This is a genomic window from Chlorobiota bacterium (genome assembly GCA_016700335.1).
Lineage (GTDB): Bacteria > Bacteroidota > Ignavibacteria > OLB7 > OLB7.
In genome coordinates this window covers 389,938-412,527 of sequence record CP065014.1, presented here as the reverse complement: position 1 = coordinate 412,527, position 22,590 = coordinate 389,938, and the positions used below count along the sequence as shown (strand labels likewise).

The 22,590-nt window shown below is 29.6% G+C and carries 13 protein-coding genes; 1 reads left to right on the top strand and 12 read right to left on the bottom strand.

Annotation, left to right across the window (positions count from 1 at the left end; translation table 11 throughout):
• Window positions 1-175: 175 nt before the first annotated feature.
• The 7 genes from IPP08_01625 to IPP08_01595 form a co-directional block, all read right to left on the bottom strand.
• Window positions 176-1,729 (bottom strand): OmpA family protein, encoded by a 1,554-nt coding sequence (locus IPP08_01625; protein ID QQS66898.1) that lies wholly within the window; start codon window positions 1,727-1,729, stop codon window positions 176-178.
• An 86-nt stretch (window positions 1,730-1,815) separates the two neighbouring features.
• On the bottom strand, window positions 1,816-2,274 hold the full coding sequence (locus tag IPP08_01620) for a hypothetical protein (protein ID QQS66897.1): 459 nt from the start codon (window positions 2,272-2,274) through the stop codon (window positions 1,816-1,818).
• A gap of 11 nt (window positions 2,275-2,285) precedes the next feature.
• The gene (locus IPP08_01615) at window positions 2,286-2,936 is read right to left on the bottom strand and encodes a T9SS type A sorting domain-containing protein (protein ID QQS66896.1); all 651 of its coding nucleotides are present in this window, start codon (window positions 2,934-2,936) and stop codon (window positions 2,286-2,288) included.
• Between the two features lie 11 nt (window positions 2,937-2,947).
• Window positions 2,948-5,548: a M4 family metallopeptidase gene (locus tag IPP08_01610; GenBank protein ID QQS66895.1), complete on the bottom strand. Its 2,601-nt coding sequence runs from the start codon at window positions 5,546-5,548 to the stop codon at window positions 2,948-2,950.
• 82 nt (window positions 5,549-5,630) lie between these two features.
• Window positions 5,631-5,843 (bottom strand): hypothetical protein, encoded by a 213-nt coding sequence (locus tag IPP08_01605; protein QQS66894.1) that lies wholly within the window; start codon window positions 5,841-5,843, stop codon window positions 5,631-5,633.
• Window positions 5,844-6,047: 204 nt separating this feature from the next.
• A complete protein-coding gene (locus IPP08_01600) occupies window positions 6,048-6,386 on the bottom strand; it encodes a hypothetical protein (GenBank protein QQS66893.1) in 339 nt (112 codons plus the stop codon).
• 35 nt (window positions 6,387-6,421) lie between these two features.
• A complete protein-coding gene (locus IPP08_01595; protein ID QQS66892.1) occupies window positions 6,422-6,823 on the bottom strand; it encodes a hypothetical protein in 402 nt (133 codons plus the stop codon).
• A gap of 174 nt (window positions 6,824-6,997) precedes the next feature.
• Here IPP08_01595 and IPP08_01590 point away from each other — a divergent pair, with 174 nt between their 5' ends.
• On the top strand, window positions 6,998-10,294 hold the full coding sequence (locus IPP08_01590; GenBank protein ID QQS66891.1) for an ATP-binding protein: 3,297 nt from the start codon (window positions 6,998-7,000) through the stop codon (window positions 10,292-10,294).
• Between the two features lie 65 nt (window positions 10,295-10,359).
• Here the strand turns inward: IPP08_01590 and IPP08_01585 are convergent, their stop codons facing one another.
• The 5 genes from IPP08_01585 to IPP08_01565 form a co-directional block, all read right to left on the bottom strand.
• Window positions 10,360-11,847 carry an aldehyde dehydrogenase family protein gene (locus IPP08_01585; protein ID QQS66890.1) on the bottom strand — a complete coding sequence of 496 codons (1,488 nt, stop codon included), beginning with the start codon at window positions 11,845-11,847 and terminating at the stop codon, window positions 10,360-10,362.
• A gap of 183 nt (window positions 11,848-12,030) precedes the next feature.
• The gene (locus tag IPP08_01580; GenBank protein ID QQS66889.1) at window positions 12,031-13,050 is read right to left on the bottom strand and encodes a TerC family protein; all 1,020 of its coding nucleotides are present in this window, start codon (window positions 13,048-13,050) and stop codon (window positions 12,031-12,033) included.
• Window positions 13,051-13,119: 69 nt separating this feature from the next.
• Complete coding sequence (locus IPP08_01575; GenBank protein ID QQS66888.1) at window positions 13,120-13,845, bottom strand: carbonic anhydrase; 726 nt, start codon at window positions 13,843-13,845, stop codon at window positions 13,120-13,122.
• Window positions 13,846-14,126: 281 nt separating this feature from the next.
• Entirely contained in the window at window positions 14,127-16,832 is a 2,706-nt protein-coding gene (locus IPP08_01570) for a TonB-dependent receptor (GenBank protein ID QQS66887.1), read from the bottom strand.
• A 235-nt stretch (window positions 16,833-17,067) separates the two neighbouring features.
• Entirely contained in the window at window positions 17,068-22,317 is a 5,250-nt protein-coding gene (locus IPP08_01565; GenBank protein ID QQS66886.1) for a T9SS type A sorting domain-containing protein, read from the bottom strand.
• Window positions 22,318-22,590: the final 273 nt, after the last annotated feature.

Below are 22,590 nucleotides of genomic sequence, written 5' to 3'. Positions count from 1 at the left end.
AAATATTTTTAACTTTAATGAGTAAGATATAATACAATATTTAAATAAATATTCTTTAACAAAACACATCAATTCAAGTTAAGTTAGAAATATTTACTTTTTTTTTATAATTAAACTCAAGATGAAATAATCTAATGGAAACTGATTGATAATAAATTTCTTAGAATTACATTTGTTACTTTTTAAATTCTTTTACAACAAATTCAACTCTTCTATTTTCAGCCCTTCCATCTTCAGTATTATTATCAGAAATTGGATAATCAGAAGCATAACCTAATAGTGTTAATTGATCCGGGTTAACACCTTTGGAAATTAGATTTTCATAAACAGCTATTGCTCTTCTTTTTGATAAATCTAAATTATGTTCCCTTGTTCCAGAATTATCTGTATGTCCTGCAATTTCAACTCTCATATTTGGATTAGATTTAATAAAACCTGCTGCATGCTTAAGTTCAGTAAAAGACTCCCTTTGAAGGATTGACTTATCTGTATCAAAGAAAACTAATAATTGAGTCTTTCCAAATTCATCAACTTTTATCATTTTTACTTTTCCTTTACTTTTTGACTTAGCATTTCCATTTTCATCAAACTCCACTAGTTCGCTTGTAAACACATATCCATCAGCATCTGCTGTTACAGAGTATTTCCCTTTTTTAGGAACTTTTACAATGTACTTTCCTTGTGAATTTGAATGTGTTCTATCCACAACTTCATCATTTTCTAAATCAGTTACAGTAATGTTTGCACTTATTGGATCATCTGTTTTGCTATCAGTTAAAGTACCAATATATGTGTATTTACCATTTGCTAATTTCACTAATCTTACTTTATAATCTTCATCATATGCATAAATTCCAGATTCATTTTGATTTGATAATCCTCCAATTGGAACTTTAATTCCAACAGATAAAACTGCTCCAAATAAATCTGTAGTTTTTAATGGAACAGTTGAATTATTTAAATCCTTAATTTCATTATTTGTTGTTCTACCCAAATTAATTGTTGTACTTAATTCTGGTGTTAAAACCAAACCGTCATCACTTAAAGGAATAAACGTACCTAATCCTAACTTTAAATCAAATCTTGTAGTTTTGAAGAAATCATTCATTGTTTGGTTATCAATTGTTAATCTATTTGATGGAGTAAGTGTTTGATTTCTAGATGGGAGAGAGAGCCAAACAGCATCTGTTATATCCCAAGTTCCATTAATTTTTGCACTGGTTGATAATATTGTGCTAACTCCGCCAAGCAAATACCATTTATCTCTTGAAAGCTGATATCTTAATAAAAGATCTATTTGGGCTGAGTTTATTGTTACTTTGAATTTTCTTTCATCTGGCTGCAGAGTAGTATTTCCCAATAAATTTACAACTGGTACAACTCCTATTTCATTAACATTAAATCCACCTGACTGAAACAAGCCTTTTGAAACAATTGCAAAAGATCTTGATAAAGCATAATCTAAAGTCAAACCAAGAGAATAACCAAGAACTCCATCTGAAACACCTTTCAATTGTGTTGCTGGAATTGGAATTAAACCATTACCATTATAATCTGGGTCAAGATTTGGATACTTAAACATAAAGAAGAAATCTTTCTCAGCCTGAGGAGTAATTCCATATATACCAGCTTCAGCACCAAAGTAATGTTTGTTAGTTACTTGAGCATTCAAGGAATTATAAGTTTGTAAAAGATAAATACAAGCAATAAATAAAAAAGAGTTTTTCATTTTATATATTATTAATAAAAATTGTTAAAATTTGATTTGATTTAAAAGTTAAAAAACTATTTGAACATTAGATTAATTTGAAAAAATTAATTCTTCATTCTATTTTCTTTTATAAAATCCATTATTGAATTGTACAAATCTTTTACGTCAATTGGAGCTTGATTATTAGAATTACTCCATCCAACTTCATTTACCAAAGAATCATTTTCATAAAACAATAGAGAGTTTGTCTGGTTACCTGGAATTAAATATTGAATGTTTTTAAATCCAATTTTATCAATTTTACTAAAGAAAATTTTTACAGAGTCTGGAGCATTAAATTTTGAAATATACTCTAGTGATTTCCCTGCAACCATTTCCCAACCTCTAATTTCCCCATTTGATTTCAAATCATAGCCTATAGATTCTCCAGAAAAACCACCAGAAGCACTTACAACAATTTTTAAATTTTGAGAATAACTTTTTTCTTGATTAATGTTTTTTTTACAACAACCAGCAGCCATAAAAATTATCGAAATTGTTAATAATGTTTGATAAAAGTTCATTTTTATAAGCATTATTTTTTAATTGTTAGTTTAATCGCTTTTCTTTGATCGTTGCTATTAAGTTCTAAAAAATAAACTCCACTAGAAAAATTACCAGCATCAATTAATAATTTATTGTTTCCTACTTCAGTTTGAGAATTCTTTGTTAAATAAACTACTTCACCAATAGAATTAGAAATTTTAATTTCAATATTTGATGATTTTGAGATTGAATAATCAAGTTTAATTTTTCCATTATAATAATTTGCATTTACAAAACTTATATTGGAATTATTATTTTCATCATCAACTCCAGATTTTCCTCCAAACAAAAACCATCTAGGGTTTTGCATTACTCCTTGAGCTTTTATATAAGAGAGTTTTTGAGATGAAAAGTCAAATAATAATAAAGCATTATTTAACGGGCTACTCAAACATAATTTAGAATCATCTGGAGCAAATGTTGGTCTTTGTCCGTCCACAATACTGACTCCATCAATAGTAAACATTTTAATATTCAATGGAAAAACTGAATTAGATTTTGATAAGTCTGTTAAATAAGTTTCATATTCATTTGAATAAATTGAATTTAAAGCTATAACTCTTGATGCTGTATTTGAATAAGTTATATTCCCTAAAGTATAACTTGGATCTTGATTTGCAACCAAATTAAACGATGACATACTTATTAGATTTAACTCATAAATTGCCCAAAAGAAGATTCTAATCCATCGTAATTATATACATTTAATCCATCGAAAGATATTTTTGGATTGTTCATATCTGGTGACCAAGAAACTACATCTAAATAATTTAGATTAGTTGAAAAATCTTGTGATGAAGTTGTTACATTAATTGCCACCTTCACTAATTTAGTTCCATCAAATAAATAAAGATTTGGATCTTGATTATACTTTGAAACAAAAGCAAGATAATTCCCATCTGGAGAAATTGATACATTCCACAAATCACCTGGGTTAGATATAAAAACAGAAGGATAAATTAATACTTCCATTTTAGCAACATCTATAGATGACAAAACACCATTAGGATTAATAAACCAAATTTTAACACCAGATCTAGGAGTTGTTAATTGTGTCCAAGTACTTGAAATAGAAGTTCTACCAAAAGCTCCATTATTATTTATCAGTCCAATTTTAGGATTAGCATTCTCATTATAAATTCCAATATGTCCATCTTGAGCCATAAATGCTATCATTGAAACACCTCCATTTTGAGGTGGAACTTTTTTATTACCTCCATCACTAACGCCTTCACCAATTCCTACATCTGCGAATGACTTAGAAACAGCTTTATTTTCTGCTCCATCCTTTCCAAACAAATCTGCCGAAGCTTGTTCACATGCTCTTCTAGCATCAATGAACTGGCTATTCATTGTCATATAATTACTAATAGCTCTGTACCAAATTTTCTCAACTTTTTCGCGACCAATTGCTTGGATTGTTAAATATGCAGCTTTGTTTGGAATACCACTATTAACATGAACACCGCCATGATCATTTTCTTTATCATTTGGTAATTTTTTAAAATTTGAATAATGTGCTGGTTGTGGAGATGCTACATTTGGATTCTCTGGATTTGCAATATCTCTTAAAGCAATTCCTATAGCTGGTCTGACAACATCTTCACCTAGTAAAAAATTTGATCTATCTATCATAATTCCAAAAATGTCTGCGAAAGATTCATTCAATGCACCTGGTTCTAATTCATAAACTAAATTCGCAGTATTCTCAACTACACCATGTGTCATCTCATGTCCTGCAACATCAAGAGCACCTGCTAATGGGCTAAATCTGCTATTCCCATCACCATAAGAAATATATTTACCATTCCAGAAAGCATTTCCCATACTAGTTCCATCAGAATTAGGTACATGGATTACAGAAATTATTGTTCCGTTTTTATTATCAATTGATTTTCTACTATGAACATCTTTATAATATTTATATGTTAATTCAGAATTTGCAATTGCTGAAACAGCACTTTTATCACTCCATTGATTATTTGATGAAACTTCCATATAAATTTTAGAATCATTCCTAACTTCATAAACTGCTGAACCTCCTGCACCTTGTGGATTATTAAATCCACTTCCTTGAAATTTAGTTCCATCATAATTTGATAAATCCCAAATCATTTCATAAAAACCATTATTGTTTCTTGTTCTGAAACTTCTTTGTTTGTTATTCAAATCTGTTCCACTTGCATCAGAAAAACTCAATGATGACAATTCATTTAGTTTAGATTTTTCATTTGATTTTTCTTGGATTACATTTGTATTAACCTTATTATGATAATCTATAATACATTCATGATGCAATTCCTTTTCAATTTTTCCATTAACCGAATTAACAAAAAAAGTGATATGTTCAACCATGTTTGCATGAATTTCAACTATATAAACTTGAGTCATTGTGCAATTCCCATTGCTTAGTAAACCTAATTTAATCATAGGTGAATCATTGCTTCCATCAATGTTTGTGAATGATTGATAACTCCCTTCTTTTTTAAGATAATTTGTTACTATATCTTTACTTTCATCTGAAGTAATTTTTGAAGTTGGGAGTTCATCATGATTTGATGGTTCGTACCTTCCATTAACAGCATAAATTTCTCCTTTGTTATTTATATGTGTATAAATTTCTCTTCCAAACACTGGTAATCCTTTGTAAATCTGTTCAAATTTACTATGAGTAAATCCTAAAGCATCCATTTCTACTGTTACTGGACGGAATTCTTCCCTTGGGTTTTCAATTTTCAATTCGTTTTTAATACTTTCCATTAAACCATAACTTGCTTCAATTGAATTATTTCTCATTGATTGAGTTGATGATCTTTTTTCTTTAGAAATGAAATTTTCAGCCAAACCAAAATTTTTACTAATCCATGTTATAGTACCATTTATTGATTTATCTGTTAACTCAGTAATATCAAAATTACAAGTTTTATTTTCATTTCTAGAACCTGAATTCCTTATTACAGATTCATTGCTTGAATATGAACTCATTGAATAATTACCCAAATTAATACCATTTAAATTCGATAAATTTGGTTGAGCTTGAAAAAGAAAATCTTTTAAATTCTTTACTGTTGGTATATGGTTGTTTTCAACTTTTTCATTTGATCTTTCAAGATTTAATTTTGTTGTTTGTGAATATGTTGTTGTAAAACCAAAAATTGAAAAAAGAAAAAATATAATAACACTTGGTAACACATTTAAAGAATCACATCTTTTAATGTAAATTTGATTTGTAATTTTTAGAAGATTTTTCATTGTTTTCTTATTTAAAGATTAAATTAATTTTTATTTCAAACACTTTTGAATTTAAAGAATTTCCCAATATTAATGATGAACTTTAACTATTTTTTTCGATTTTTTCCCCACATTTGGTGCAAAATATTACAAAAGGATTTTCTTGATGTGCCTCGCATTTATCAATCTCAATTCCATTTGTTAACTTTACACCACATTTTGAACAGAAATTATCATAGTAATTGCCAACAGTATCGCAGCACTTGCAGACTTTCAACTCATTTTTCCCGATTAGATATTCTAAAATTTCTGACATGGTTAATTTAAGATTTTTCTTGTTTGATTTTTACTAAATTTGCTCAGTCAAATACTACTCTTTAAATGACTGTATACAATATATTTTTTATTAGTATCGATTAATTACTGTTTGGGTATCGATTTTAAAAAAGATTCCAGTTAACAGATTATATAAAGAACAAATACTTGGATTAAAACTTTATAACTTCATGCTAATTAATACTTATTTAATTCTATTATCTACTTTATAATTTTGATTCTGAGCTAATACTATCACTTTATATTTTTCCGTATTACATAAAATTGAATCTATATTTTTGAAAATTCCTAATTGTTCATCGGCTAATAAATCGCTATTTAATATATCATTTGTATTAATTTCAAATTTGTAAATTAAGACCAAAGGAATTGAATCAGTTAGTTGTTTTGAGTATATTTCAATTTGATTAATTGAAGGAGGAACAAATACAACCGGTGAGGGAGCAAATTGAGCTAAAGATGAATTGTACATTAAAATTTTAATTAGTACAAAGATTGAGATTGTTATTATAGATTTTTTCATTGTATAAATATATTATTATTTTAATTTTTAGTTTATTAATTGAATAAGCAATTTTGATTTTGATTAACTTCTATATCTAATTTTATTTCTTTGTAATTATCATCTTCTTTTATGTTTAATATTACTTCTTTAATTGTGTTATCATTTGTTATTAAAATCATTTTTAATCCATAATTTGCATTTGAATTTGCAACGAATGTATATTCTCCTGTTGAAGAATTAGATTTTGCTATTTGAATTGTATCATTTGATTTCATATTTATATATATAATTTTAGATTCAATATTTGCTCCAGTTTCTTTATCATAAACACGCCCTTGAATAAGAGTAACTCCATTTGAATAAGCAGTTTCTGCATATAGTTTAGTTGAGTTATAAATTGAGAATAAACTATTTGTAATAACTAGTATTAAAATTGAGACTAAAATTGTTTTCATTTTTTTTGTTTGATTAATTGTTTTTTAAAATAATTTTAACTATATATAATTTAACATTTTAGAGTATTGATTTTTAAATATATAGGTATTGATTTTTTTTTCTTTGGTATCGAATTTTAATCAATTTTTAAAATCGTTTTAAAAAATATTAAATAACTTTAGTTAATTCTTAATATGAAACAGCTTGCAAGCTTCTTAAATCATAGTTCTATGCCATTTGTAGGGCGTAAAGTTGAGCTTGAGAAGTTAAATCAATTTTATCTAAATGCAATTGGGTCGCATGAGTTGAGAATTTTTCTAATTGTTGGAGAAGCAGGTGTAGGTAAATCAAGAATGATAGAGAAGTTTAAAACTATTGTATCTGAAGATAAATCAACTGCAGTAATACACATTAAAATTCGACCTGAATCTAACACTTCTGTTAGATCGCACTTGATTCAATCTTTAAATGAAGACGAGAAATTAATTTCTTTAATTCAGACCACCGTTAACCCTGAGAACCTTGTTAGATCAATTAGAAGACTTACCTCCTTAAGAGTTACAATTATAATTATTGAAGATATCCATCTAATAAATAATGAATCTTATTGCGATATGAATTCGCTTATTGAAGCATTGTCAGAAGATAATATTTCATTGTTATGTGCAACCAGACCAGCAGTTGTAAAAATCATGGGTTCATTAGAGCCTTACTTAATGGAAAGAATTGAATTAAAAGGATTGAACTTGATTGAAATTGATGAGTTTTGTAAAGAGCTATTTTCTCATGATATTTCTGAAGATGTAATTAAAATTTTATCAGATTCAACCAAAGGAAATCCGTTAGTTCTTAGATCTGTTATGCGAGGCGTAATTCAACGTAATGCTATTAAAGGAACTGGTTCTGGTAAATGGGAATTTGAAGATCATTTTGAGCAAAGTGTTTATAAAAGTGCAATTACATTTGGCGAGGGTTTGTTAGCATCTCTAACTGATAGTGAAAAAAAAATTGCTAGTGATATTGCTGTTCTTGGAGAATCATTTGCTCCTCAAAGTGCAAAATTTATTTCAGATTGTACAGATGAAGTTTTAAAGAATTTAATTTTTAAAGGTATTATTGTTGAATCAAATACTGCTGTATTACCTTTAATGAACTTACTACCCTATCAAATTGGATTATCTGAAAGTACAAATACAATTACTATTAAAAGTACATTCCCTCTTGTTTTTACTCACACTTTAATTCACAAAACTTTATTAGATATTAACTCAATTGAATCAGAAAAAATAATATATTTAATTGTTGAAAAACTCCCCTTTTATTCAATTACACTTTATGAGGTGTTGCATAAAAATAATGACCAAATATCTATTTCCTATGACGTTTGGTTTAAATATCTTGAATGTAGTTTTAAAGTTGGAATGTTGTTACAAAGTTTTTTTGAATGGGAATATATAGATGTTATCTTCAAAGCTCATTCTAAATTATTTAATTTCATGAAATTTGATTTAGAAACTAGCTATCGAGAAGGTATTAAATTAAAGTTAAATAATTTGAAATTGAAATTAAAAGATCAAGGTTCAAAAACTAGAATTGAAGAATTAAAATCAATAAAAAATGAGATAAATAAATTTCCTAACAATAAATTATTTTTACACTTTACAACATTACTTCAAATTGAAGAAATGTCCTGCTTAGCAGCCTTAGGTGATAAAGAAAAAAGTTTAGGTTTAATGACTACAATTGATGCTACTTATAATTCTAATCCAGAATTAAAAAATCAAACAGGATATAATAGATACTTACAAATGAAACATATCTCTGGAATTTGGCTCAATACAAATTTCGATTATGTGTTAAGAGATACATTTAAACGCCAACAAGATCTCTTTAATGATTCTTCTATGCCAGATTTAAATCGCAATCATGCAAGGATGTGTTTTTATATGCAATCATTTGATTTCTTTTCAACAAAAAATGAATCCATAGAGATTGAAAAAAGGTTCAGTGAATTTCACCTCTATTTTAATAATAATTTTTCTGAATATATGAAGTATACATTCTATTCTTTAATAGGTAAACTTCAGATGTATAAAAATTATTTTCAGAAGGAATTTGAGGCTTTTAACCAAAATAAATTATCGAATGATCAATATGAATTAATCCTCAACTATTATGATAAATTGATTTTAACTGGTGAATTGAACAGTAAATCTTTCCAGCCAGTTATTGATATATTAAAACAAAATGATTCCATACTAAAGAAATCCTATACTAATTCAGCTGTTAAAAATTATTGTTTGTATTCAATAACATATTCTGATATAGACTTAGTCAATTTAATTATAGAATTATTTGAAGTTAAACCTACCGATTTTATCGTTAAGTTATTCATTGAACTTACAAATGGAAAATTAGCTACTGGTATTAAATTTAATGAACTTGAAGTTGAGGCATATAAATATGTTTATCAACTATATTTATTAGTTTGCAATGTAGAAAAAATTAATAACTTGAATGAAATTATTGAATGTGCCAAGCTAATGCTAAAAACCGAAATTGTAAGGATAGATCAGCCACAAGTTAGATATGTTGGTGTTATGCTCCTAGAGCATTTATTTGTTATATATCCAGAATTGAAAAAGGAATTAAAAGTACCTATTGAAAAAGGACTGATTGATATTCTTGAATGGATGCAAGATTCTGAGTTATTATCACGTGCAATGAAGTATTTAGTAAAGAGATTCGGGAATTATTTTCAACCAAAAAATCTTGAAAAATGGAAAGTAATAAATGATCAGTTGTCATCATTACAATTTCCAGATGAAATATCAAAAAATAACAAAAATTCAAATGAATTAGAATTTACTATTTCATTGATTGGTAAAGTTGAAGTTACAAACAACCGAACTAATACTTTATCTAGAATTCAAGGTTATAGAGCAAAAGTTATATTAGGTGTAATTTCAGCAAATTATATAACAGGGAATAAAATGAATCGGGATCAATTCATTCAATTAGCATCTGAAAGGGGATTTGACCCAAAAAGAGGGAGTGAAATTTTAAAAAATACTATTCATAGATTACACGAATTAGTTGGCTCAAACATAATATTCAACAAAAGAGGTGAGCCTCCTTGTTTAGATAATTCTAAAGTAATTTGTGATATTGTTGTTTTAAATGAACTAAGAAAAGAATCTAAAGTTGCATTAAAAAATAATGATTATGTTCTTAGTGGAAAATCACTTTGTAAATTACTTGATTTAATTGGACACAATGTTTTATTCCCAGGAATTTATGAAGAGTATTTTGAAGAATTAAGGAACAAATTAGAGAATGAAATAAGACATTTAATTATTCGAGTAAGTAGTGAGTTAATTAAAATGCAAGATTTTCAACAAGCTGAGGATATTCTAAACAAAGCTTTAACAATGATACCAGATGACAACGAGTTTATTGATTTGATTGATAGCTTGAAAGTTTCAATCTAATTACCCAAAGTGATTGTTAATTTTACTTTGGGTAATTGTTGATATCATCAATAGATTTATATTAATTAATAATTGTCAATTTGAGCTCTTTGTAAAGAACCAGAGTAATCTATATAAACAGTTTTCCATTCTGTGAATATATCAAACACAGTCCATCCTCCTTCCCTATGTCCATTACCTGTACCTTTAATACCCCCAAATGGCATATGAGCTTCTGCTCCAATTGTTGGTACGTTGATATAGGTTATTCCAGCTTCAATATCTCTAACAGCTCTCATTGCTAAATTTACATTTGTGGTGTAAATGCTAGAAGATAACCCATAGTCTGTATCATTTAAAATCATAATTGCATCATCAAAATTTTCAGCTTTTAATATAGATAAAACTGGTCCAAAAATCTCTTCTCTTGCAATTCGCATTTCTCTAGTTACATCGATAAAAATTGTTGGCAAAAAGAAATTTCCGTTATTAGGATTTTTTTCCTCTGGCAACGAATCTCCACCCAATACGCATAATGCCTTATCATCCTCTTTTCCTATTCTAACATATTCTATTATTTTATCTAACTGCTTTTGATTTATTACTGGTCCCATCTCAGTATTAACATCTAAACCTGAACCACTCTTAATTTTAGAGGCTTTAGTAATCAGTTTGTTTATAAAATCATCATAAATATCTTTATGTAAAATTAATCTACTTGTTGCGGTACACCTTTGTCCTGTTGTTCCGAATGCACCCCATAAAACTCCCTCTAGCGCCAAATCCATATCTGCGTCTGGCATTACTATTTGAGCATTTTTACCCCCCATTTCTAGAGAAACTCTTTTATTAGATTTTCCACATTTAGATGCAATTTCCTTACCTGTAATTGTAGATCCTGTAAATCCAATCAGACTTACATTTGGACTCTCAACAATTGCGTTGCCACATTCTTGGCTACCATGAATAACATTAAAAACGCCTGTAGGTATGCCTGCTTCTTCAAAAACTTCTGCTAATAAATTACCACTATAAGGTGAATCTTCTGATGGCTTATAAACTACAGTATTACCACAAGCTAGAGCTGGGAAAATTTTCCAACTCGGTACTGCCATAGGGAAATTCCATGCAGTTATAATTCCACAAACACCAATAGAATTCCTAAAAGATAGATTCATTTTATTTGGCATTTCACTTGGTGTATTATACCCAAACAATCTCCTTGTTTCAGTTGCAGAATAATATGCAGTGTCAATTGCTTCTTGAACATCTCCTTTAGTTTCAAAAACTGGCTTTCCCATTTCACGAGTCATTATCAAAGCAAATTCATCTTTTCTTCTAGATAATATATCACCAGCAATTCGTAAAATATCACCCCGTTTAGGTGCTGGAATCAATTTCCATAATTTATATGCAGCTAATGCTGACTTTGTAGCATATTCTACATCTTCAGTGTTACTTTCTGGGAATGAACCAATTATATCATTAGAATCAGCTGGGTTCTTATTTAAAAATGTTTTTGATGATGATGAATCTAAATATTCACCATTAATATAATTTTTGAACGATTGCATTTATTCTATGTTAATTAAATATTTATTTTTTGCAAAGATATGTAAGTTTGATAATGAAGTTTATTTATGTAGATTTATTTTCTTAAAATAATTTTGTAAACTACCACCTGCTGATTGAAAATAAAAATATCCCCAATTAATATTGGAGATATTTTTAATAATAGACAAATAGTTTACTAAATTTTATTTATCAAGATTTATATCCTTTTTTTTGGGGATAAGTAATGATAATATAATTGATAGTAAAATCACACCTAAAATAATTGAAAGTGACAACACAATCGGGAAATGACCACCATACAAATTATTTAACCAAACCATTTTAAGTCCAACAAAAATTAATACTGTTGCCAGACCATATTTCAATAGGTGGAATTTGTCAACTGCACCAGCTAACAAAAAATATAATGACCTTAGCCCAAGTATAGCAAATATATTGGATGTAAATACAATTAAAGGCTCACGAGTTATAGAGAAAATAGCTGGTACTGAATCAACTGCAAAAACTATATCGGTTGCTTCAAGAAAAACCAATGCAACAAATAATGGTGTAGCATTCCTAACTCCATTAATCTTAATAAAAAACTTATCTCCATCAGTTTGGTGAGTTACTGGTAGAAATTTTTTCATTAATCTTACAAGTAAATTTTTTTCAGGTTCAATTTCTTTCTCACTTGCAAACAGCATTTTAATTCCAGTTAATAACAAAAATAATCCAAACACAATAATAACCCAATTATACTCCATTAAAGCAGAACCAATGGCAATAAATATTGCTCTGAATACTAACGCACCTAAAATTCCATAAAATAATATTTTGTGTTGATATTTTAAAGGTATAGAAAAATAACCAAACACCATTACAAAAATAAATATGTTATCAACAGATAAAGATTTTTCTATGACATAACCAGTTAGAAATTCCCATCCAACACGGCTTGCTTCTTTCATTGCATCAAACCCAGGTATGGCTAAAAGTCTTGGATCTGTTGTAAATTTCCATAATGCATATTGATAAAAAAGATAATTAAAAATCAATGAAAGTGATACCCAAACAACACTCCAAATAGAAGCTTCTTTAAATGAAACCTCATGAGATTTTTTATGGAAAACTCCAAGATCAAGAGCTAACATTAAAAATACAAAAACTGTAAAACCTACGTAAAACAACCAATAGTCTGAGAATGGAAAAAGTTCTATCATACAATTATACTTAAATATTTAGGAAATTAAAATGGAATTATCAATTTAAAAATTAATTATTTATGGAGTTTAATAATCCATAAAAGTTACTTTACCTGAAGTAATATCATAATATGCACCTACTATTTTAACTTGTTTATCATTAACCATATCACTTATCACTTTGCTTCCATTTAAAATATCAGTTATTGTCATTTTCACATTGTTTTTTGAAGATTCATCTAGCATTGTATCTTTGTCTGTAGAATCACCTTTAATTGCAGGTTTAATTTGGTCAACAAGTTGAGTAAGATTCCCAAGTTTTGCATTGTCAATTGCACCTTTTACTGCACCGCATTTATTATGCCCCATTACAACAATTAGCTTTGTTCCCTTAACTTTTACAGCAAATTCCATACTACCAAGAATGTTTGGATCTTCAACATTACCAGCAACTCTTGCAACAAATATATTCCCAAATCCTTGATCAAAAATTATCTCTGGTGGTACTCTAGAGTCTAAACATGATAAAACTAATGAATGAGGATGTTGATCGTTTTTATTTTGTTCAATTTGTTTATCATAATTGATATTCTTCATTTTATGTTTTAAAAATCTTTTGTTTCCTGCTTTCATTTCTTCTAATGCTTCATCTGGTGTGTTTATCTTTTTGTGTTCATCCTTAGGGTTACCAACTTTTTTGATTAATAAATCAACAGTTGCTTTATTTTCACTACCTCCAAAACTAACATTTGGACTAATAGTTAAGGATAAAAAAGTTAATACTAAAAATGATAATAATATCGTTTTTTTCATTTGTTTGTTAAATAAATTTAGTTAAAATTAAGATTAAATATTTTGTTTTGAAAATAATAAAAAAGACCACTAAGAAATCTTCTATGATTTTCTTAGTGGTCTTGCTATAAATTAAAATATATGATAAAATATTTCTAATCAATTTAATTATTGCCGGAAACATATATGTTTCGTACTGACGACAATAATAATCCTGTTACAGGAAAAAGCTACTCCCCAACTTTAGGCTTTGACGAAGATTGGTTTTATATATTTTAAAAATTATTTATTTAATAATTAAATTATTTAAAATTATAACTTAACCTACCAATTATCAAACTCCCAATTGCCGGAGCTCCAATAACCTCTGCATGCCTTTGAATAAATGGATTTCCATTACCACCATCTACAAAAGTTAACAAATTAGTTGCACTTAATGTAAAAGATGCTCCATCTAAAAAAGGTAATTGATATCCAACTGTAAGATCAACTACTGAATAAGAAGGAATGCTACCAATATAAGCTCCACTATTTACTCTGAAACTATCAATATGTCTTAGCTTTGCTTCAGCATTAAAACCTAAACTATTATTATGATAGTTAACACCAAAAGCATATTTAAATTTTGGAGCATTTAATGCAAGATCAGCTACACTATCAAGATTTTCAAAAAAGTTTTTATTTACACCAGACATATTTCCAACTATAGAAATATTATCAAAAATATTGTATTGGAATCCAAAATCATAACCATTGAGAGTAATATCACCATAATTCCTATATGTAAGTATTACTGCTGTTGGGTCATTTATCGCTTCTCTTGGAGTAATCTGCCCAAGTGGAATGCCAGCACATCCAATTGCAAGCCCAGCAGCATTAACTGCTGCAGAATCTGCTCTCATTCCAGAAGCTTTAAGTACATCTGTGAAATAATTTTTCAAATCGTTATATCTCATAAAAACAGTTGGAGTTATAACTTGCAAAGGACCTACAAAATCTTTATAATGAGAAGTATAAAGATCTAAGCTCAATGACAATTTATCAAATAATACTCCTTTATATCCAAATTCAGTTGTTGTTGTAATTGTTGGAGCAACTGGTTTTCTATCTGAAACTAAATTACCTGTTAACGGAGGTAGAGAGAAATCTCCAGCACTAGTATTTAAGCTTTTCACATCAACTTTTACAACACCAGCAGGAGGTGCAGGAATAGAAGTAATATCGTATCCTTTTGTTTTTAGAAATCCTTGAATCTCAGGCCATAACCTATTTATACTATCAATTGGAATTGCTTCATTTTTATTAGCTTTAAATGGAGAGTGCATTAAAGGCCTTCCATTAAACATCTCAAATGTAAATCCATTTTTTGGAATTCCAGTAGCTCTGATATTAAAAGCTGCACTTTTTCCAGCTATAATATCTAAAAAGAGTTCATTAGTTCCAGGAGTTGAAAATGCTCTATTAAATGTTAATCTTAATGATTGATCTTTAATTGGATTATAAACTATTGCTGCTCTTGGGGAAAAAATTACATCTTCTAATCTACTATGTTTATCAATTCTACCAGCTCCAACTAAATTTATTTGATCATTCACTTTAATATCACTTTGTAAATAGCTACCAATTTCTGTTGTGTTATCATCATTTTCATTAGATCCAGTTATAGTAGAATCAGTTACTGGATTTGTTAGTACTAAATCTGCTCCATAAGTCAACCTGATTATAGATATCGGTTGATAAGAATGTTGAATTTGAGCTGAAGTTGTTGTGCTTTTATCTAAAATTTGTTGTCCTGTTCTGAGTAAATATGTAGTACCCGCATTGCTTTGGTTCCTAAAGATTTGAAAGAATAAATCTTTAAACAAAAATCTACCTTGAAAATACATATACTGCCAATTTTGAGCTTGTCCAGCTCCAACACCAGTTAACTCCATGTTCTTTACAGCGTTGTTAAAACCAAAAGCACCAATAATTGTCATGTCGTTCATTGGTAAATAATCTAATCTTAATTCTCCACTATATTTTTCAATCGTACTATCTCTAATCCCAATTTTACTTCCATTAATATTTTTAGTTGTATCTGCTTTCCAATCGCTTATAGCTTTTACTTCTGCCGGATCTACATAACTCCAATCAGTCCCCTTTAAGTATTGACCAGAAATTTTATAACCAAGATTTTCTCCAATTACTCCAGCATGCCTAATTGTACCTTGTAACAAATCTCTAGTTCCAGTTGAAAAACTTAAATTAGTTCCTTGTGATGAAAATGGTGACTTTGTAATAATATGCATTACTCCACTTGCAGTATTCGGTCCGTATAAAGCTGCACCAGGACCTCTAATAACTTCAATTTGTTGAATATCATCATTTACTAAAGGGATAAAATTATATGCATTTAATCTTAAGGATGGGACACTAGCAATTTTGTTGTCAGTAATAACCATTAGTGCACCAGAAAATAAATTGTTAAATCCACGAGCAACAATATTATTTTGAGTTAATCCAGATTGAATAACATCTAACCCAGTTATACCTTTTAAATGATCAGCAATTGAAACTGTAGGCTTTTCTTGAATTGTTCTAGTATTTATTATAGAAACTGAAGCAGGGGCAGTAGTAACCTTTTCTTGCCTTCTAGAAGCTGATACTATTATTTCATCTAAGTTTAAATTGCCAGGACGAATTACAATTTCAAGTTCAGTTGTTTTGTCAGCAGATATCTCAACATTTTCTCTTTCAACTGTTTCGTATCCAATGCAAGAAACAATAACTTTATACTTCCCTATTGGTATGTTCTTTACTTTATACGAACCATCTCTTGATGTTATTGCCCCTAATTGTCTTTGCGAACTTTCATTCTTTATAACTTTAACAGTAACCCCTGTTATCGGTTCGCTGTTTGATTGTTCAATTATTTTACCAGTTAGAAAACCGGTTTGAGCAATTAATAATTTTGAAGATATAAGTAAAAATACATAAAGAAGAAAAATCGAAAAATGTGATTTCATAAAATTAAATTATATATTTAAAATTTTGACTCGTCAAATTAACTCAAAGAAATTTCGGGTAATTTATGATTTAAAAATTTGTTTTTTAGTATTATTAAACTATTATACAAAGATACGATTTGATTTATTTTATAAATTACAGTTTATTTAATAAATAAAAATCCCAATTACTATATATAAAAGTAATTGGGATAAATAAGTAAACTAATTTATATCTGATCTAACTCTTAATTAGTTATTTAACAATACTAACCATTTTTTTATCTATTAATTCTCCATCAGTTGCAATCAAAATATACATTCCACTTGATAATTCTTTAAAATTTAAATCAGTAGAATAATCTGCACCAGATTGTACATTATCCAAATTCTTACTTAAAATTAAATTACCTTTCAAATCATATAAATTGATTGTTATTTTTTCTGAATTACTATTGATAGTAACATTCATTTTGTCATTAGCAGGATTAGGTGTTAATCTTGTTATACCCAAAGATCCACCTCTTGTGCCACGTAATCCGCCACGTGTACACATATCCAATGCTTTAAAGCTACCATTTTTAGTATCAGCAACTATTACTTTTCCACCAGACCATACTGGTGCTGAATAGAATTTCAATGGTGTTACTGAATCATTTCCTAAAAGAATATACATTGGTATTGTTACAATTTTCCCTGATTTTGGGATATTACCAGATAAAACTACTGTCATTATTGCTGTATCTCCACTAAATGTAATATTTCTTCTTAAATTCTCATCTACAGGAGTTAGCATTGTTCCATTAAATGAAATTTTGAATGTTACTCCAGTCGGATTTACTTTTTCCAATTTAATTGGAGGTGTATTATAGCTAATTATAATATCAGTCCTTGAATCAGGTTTTGAATCAGGTTTCTTTGTAAATCCGGTTGTATCATTCAATCTTAATGTTACAATAGCTTTTCCATCTTCACCATTTGCTTTTATTGGAGCTGAAAATGTTTTAATGCATGGATCTGTTACGGTAATTCTAACTGTATCATATCTTTCACCAACTTCTGTTGGGGTAAATCTAACTCTAACAACAAACTCTTGACCAGGACCAATCACAGCAGAAGGTAATAATGCTGGTGTTGTTGATACAATCGAAAATGGAGCTAATAAATTTGAAATACTGCTTACTGTAACTGGCAATGTTCCATTATTTTTAAATCTTACATCTTCTTCTCTTAGTGTATCAATTTCAGTTGTATCCATTACTGTAATAGTATTAATTGGATCTAAAATTGAACGTTTGAGTGTTAGTTTTGTTGGATTACTAGTTACATCTGGTTTACATGTACCACTTAAAACAACATCATAAATTGAATTATCATCTTGATCTGTTGTATTTGAAGTTGTATAAGTTGAATTTGTAGCTCCTGGAATTATTATACCATTTTTTCTCCATTGATAAGAAACTCCAGTCCCGTTTCCATTTGTTGAAAATGTTGCTTGAGACCCTATACACACGTTTTGATCAGTTGGTTGAGTAGTAATAGAAGGAGCTAAATTTACTACAACAATTGTTTTTCTACTCGTTACATCCGGTTTACAATCTCCACTAATAATTACTTCATATTCACCAGCATCGGATGCACTAGCACTTGTTAATATCAATGTGCTACCATTAGACCCAGGTATATTAACACCATTCTTCTTCCATTGATATTTAATATTTGTTCCAGTTGCAATAACTCCTAGACTCACTTGATTACCTGCACATACTGTAACATCTTGAGGTTGAGTTGATACAACTGTTGCGTTATTAACAATAAGTTTTCCAACTTTTGAGACTATGCTGCTACATGGTAATGATACAGTTACATCATAATCACCTGCATCATTATTTGTTACAGGATTAATAGTATAAGATGATAAAGTAGCCCCATTTATGTTTACACCATTTTTTCTCCACTGGTATGTTACTCCACCACCTGCAGTAACATTGAAAGTATAGCTATCACCTGGGCAAACAGTAGATCCAACAGGATCAATTGTTATTGAAGGTGAAAGTTCAATTTTTAATTTAGCAACTTTAGATGTAACATTAGGAGGGCATCCACCACTGATAACAACTGTATAATCTGCTTCATCGCTAGCAATCGCTGAGGCAATAGTATAAGTTGATGTTGTTGCTCCGTTTATTAATTGACTATTCTTGAACCATTGATAATTAATATTAAATCCAGTAGCAGAAACTGAGAATGTTGCTGATTTATTTAAGCAGACCGCTTGAGATACTGGTTCAGTTGTAATTTTTGGCTTTCTATTTACTGTTAAAATTACTGTGCCTGTCACTGCTGGAGCACAAGTACCTGTTACAGTTACTACATAATTTCCTTCATCAGCCGGAACTATATTATTAATTGTTAAATCCCCATCTGAAGCAATTGAAAATCTTCCACCATTAGTTATAGCATTATTTGTTGGACCCTTCCAAGCAACGCTAACTCCTGTGCCACCAGTTGTTATATCATAAGTAACACTTCCATCTTCACAAATAGTTTTATTTACTAATCCCGAAATTGTTGGAGATGTTTGAACTATTAACTGTCCTGCACTCTTTGCCTCTCCACATTTGTTTTTTGCAATTAATGTATAAGTTGCAGCATCTGCATTTTTTACTCCAGTAATAGTTAAAGCTGTTGTTGAAGCACCACTATAAGTTGATCCAGTTCCTGTTGGTCCATTTGCAATTGCAACATTATTTTTTGCCCAACTATAAACTACCGTTCCAACTGGAATACCTGTTACAATTGATCCAGCAAATGTTACATTACCTCCAGGGCATACAGTTTGATTTGACAATTGTGTATTAATTGTAGGAATATCTAAAATATCTAATCTAGATGAAGATGTTACTCCAACACTGTTACAACTATTCTTTAATGTAACTGTATAAATTCCCGCATCAGTAAATCCAATGTTACTTATTTGCATATCTCCATTGGCATTTATAGTAAATCTGCCACCTGGGGTAATTGCTCCATTAGGTCCAATCCAATTTACTATAAAAGCAGATCCTAATCCATTTACTGTAAATGTAGCATTATTACCAACACATAATTCTTGATTCAACATACTAGATAAGCTAGGTGGTGTTAACAAAGAAATTTGTTGATTTGGAACATTTAAAGTACCACAATAGCCAGTTATATTCAAATTGTAATCATTTCCAGCATCCGCTGCACCAGCATTTGTAATAACTAATGTTGCTGAATCTGTTCCTGATAAAGTTGAGCCTGTTCCTGTTGGACCATTTGATAAGTTTGATGTGCCTCTTCTCCATTGATAGATGTAATCAGTCTTTCCTGTAGGAAAAGTACCTGTAATTCCACTAATTAAAATTCCAGTAGTGGCGTTTTTACATACTTCGACTGGAGAATTTGTTCCAGTAAATTGAACTGCTGTTTTAACAGATAATGAGCAAGTTAAAATTAAATCCGAACAACTGTTAGATGATTTTATAGTTGCTTGATAAACTCCTTCATCAGATGTTGTTGTATTTAATACAGCGAATGAGCCTGGACCTGGAAGTCCTCCTGAAATTGTATATTTAGTACCATTTGTTAATGGTACTGATGGACCTGCTGGATTTGTTGGTGTGAATGTCCAGCTAATTAATGCTGAAGTTCCACCTAATGTAAAGTTCCAATTTGCATTGTTTGGAGAACAAACAATTAAGTTTGGAGTCAACCCAGTTACTACAGGACCCTGATTTATAGTATAATCAATAAATTGACAATCAACTATATTTGGAAGTCCACCTACTATACAGCCTGTTCTAGCAACTACGTAATATCTATAAGTACCTGGAGTTGCTGGTGAAGGTAATGATATAGCAGTTATAGGAGAAGTTCCTGTTATGCAACCAGGTGCTATGTTTTGATAAGGCAAACCTGTTGCAATTATTGAACTAGGAGTAACCTCTGCCCAACCAGCAACTATTCCATGAGGAGTGTTTGGACAAGTCCAAGCTGGATTAGTGTTTACTACTGAATTCCTATAAACATCATATGTTACAATATTAGCGTAACCTGGACAAGGTAAATTTATTCTAGCATCAATTTTTATATTATCACTTGTACAAATTGTTGTTGCTGCAGGATTAGGAGCAATTAAAGCAAAGTTTAATCCTGTATTTCCATATACTTTTATTATATTAGAATAAATACCTGGAAGACATCCTAATGAACTAACTTTTAATCTAAATTGTGTTTCTCCAACTGGTACTGTTCCAGGAGGAGTAAATGAGAAAGTGATTCCAGGTGGTAGCCCAGGAGTCGTAACATCAGTCCAAATAACACCTCCATCAGTACTCATTTGCCAATTTGTTAAATAATTTAAACCAGGTATTGGTGTTTTAATAATTTCAGCATCAAGTTGAGGAAAAGATCCATTAACACATGTTGTTGTTGGTCCTGGAGTTGTTATCTTAGCTCCAGAAGGTAATTCTTGTACATCTACTCTTACATCATTACTCATAAGTTCAGCACAAGGAGCGTTTTGCAATCTAACTCTATAAAAACTAATACCTACTTTTGTTGAAACATCATAAGTTGGTGATGAACCCGTTTGAACATTAGTCCATGGAATTGCTCCATTAGAACTTCTCTCAAAAATATATGTTGCTGCTCCTCCACCTGCAGCAGCTGCTGTAATAATTTGGCCACTTCCTTTACATACATTAAAAGTAGAACCTGGAGTTAAAGTTAATGAGTTAAATGGAATTATAATATTAACATTAAATACAATTCTTACAGGACCACAGTTATATGGTGGTTGTGATGCTGCAGACACACAAGGACTAGTTGAGCTTCTTTGACAATCATAAATTTCTAAAGCCCATTGACCTCCATCTGCAGCCGCAGTGTTAAATGTCCAAGTTGTAGTTATAAACCCAGCAGTAGGTAATCCTACATTTGATACCATGTCAACCCAAGTAGAGCTCCCTGCATCATATCTTGTCCATTTATATCTATAATTTCCACAAGCTCCTGTTCCAGTAACTTGTCCAGCACCAGCTTGGTTTAAATCTAAAGTTCCACCTGCACAAATAGTTATATCTGGTAAAGTTCCAGAGCCACCTAAAGCTGCTCTTACTTGAAATCCTACCGTTTGTGTACTTCCAGCATTACAGCCCTGACTTAATTTGACAAACCAATTTCCAGGTACTGTTGGAGGTGCCCAACTAACTGAACCTCCTGGAGATGAGCCTGTTGCAGTTATTGTAGTCCAAGGTCCAACAATAGTAGGTCCATATTGAACAATTGTATTGCATGTTGCATCTGCATTATTCCAAGATATGGAAATGTTACCCGCAGCATCTACGCAATAACTTTCATTTGATAAAGGTCTAATTAAACAAACTGGAGGATTTGCTTTTAGTAAATTCTGACTCCCACTTATAATGGAAACAATAAGAATTAGTAAAAAGCTTAAACTTTGAAATTTACTTTTCATAATTTTTTGCTGTTAATATAAATATTATATTTTTGATAATTAAAATCGATTTTCTTTTTTAAACACTTTTATTTTTAAAAGGTTTCATAAACTTTTATTCATAAATACCAAGTTTATTTGTAAAATTCTTTTCAAGTTTAGTTCATTTTGATTTCAACTATGTATGAATAATAATAAAAGTAACTATTAAATTCCAATTATTGTTTATTTATATAGTAAGTGTATTAAAATTGTTAGTAATTGTATCAAAAAAAAGTCCTCTCAAAATTAATT

Coding starts and splice junctions, on each gene's coding strand:
- IPP08_01590 (QQS66891.1), top strand. CDS start 6,998: ATGAAACAGCTTGCAAGCTTCTTAAATCATAGTTCTATGCCATTTGTA.
- IPP08_01605 (QQS66894.1), bottom strand. CDS start 5,843: ATGTCAGAAATTTTAGAATATCTAATCGGGAAAAATGAGTTGAAAGTC.
- IPP08_01600 (QQS66893.1), bottom strand. CDS start 6,386: ATGAAAAAATCTATAATAACAATCTCAATCTTTGTACTAATTAAAATT.
- IPP08_01565 (QQS66886.1), bottom strand. CDS start 22,317: ATGAAAAGTAAATTTCAAAGTTTAAGCTTTTTACTAATTCTTATTGTT.
- IPP08_01620 (QQS66897.1), bottom strand. CDS start 2,274: ATGAACTTTTATCAAACATTATTAACAATTTCGATAATTTTTATGGCT.
- IPP08_01575 (QQS66888.1), bottom strand. CDS start 13,845: ATGAAAAAAACGATATTATTATCATTTTTAGTATTAACTTTTTTATCC.
- IPP08_01595 (QQS66892.1), bottom strand. CDS start 6,823: ATGAAAACAATTTTAGTCTCAATTTTAATACTAGTTATTACAAATAGT.
- IPP08_01585 (QQS66890.1), bottom strand. CDS start 11,847: ATGCAATCGTTCAAAAATTATATTAATGGTGAATATTTAGATTCATCA.
- IPP08_01570 (QQS66887.1), bottom strand. CDS start 16,832: ATGAAATCACATTTTTCGATTTTTCTTCTTTATGTATTTTTACTTATA.
- IPP08_01610 (QQS66895.1), bottom strand. CDS start 5,548: ATGAAAAATCTTCTAAAAATTACAAATCAAATTTACATTAAAAGATGT.
- IPP08_01580 (QQS66889.1), bottom strand. CDS start 13,050: ATGATAGAACTTTTTCCATTCTCAGACTATTGGTTGTTTTACGTAGGT.
- IPP08_01615 (QQS66896.1), bottom strand. CDS start 2,936: ATGTCATCGTTTAATTTGGTTGCAAATCAAGATCCAAGTTATACTTTA.
- IPP08_01625 (QQS66898.1), bottom strand. CDS start 1,729: ATGAAAAACTCTTTTTTATTTATTGCTTGTATTTATCTTTTACAAACT.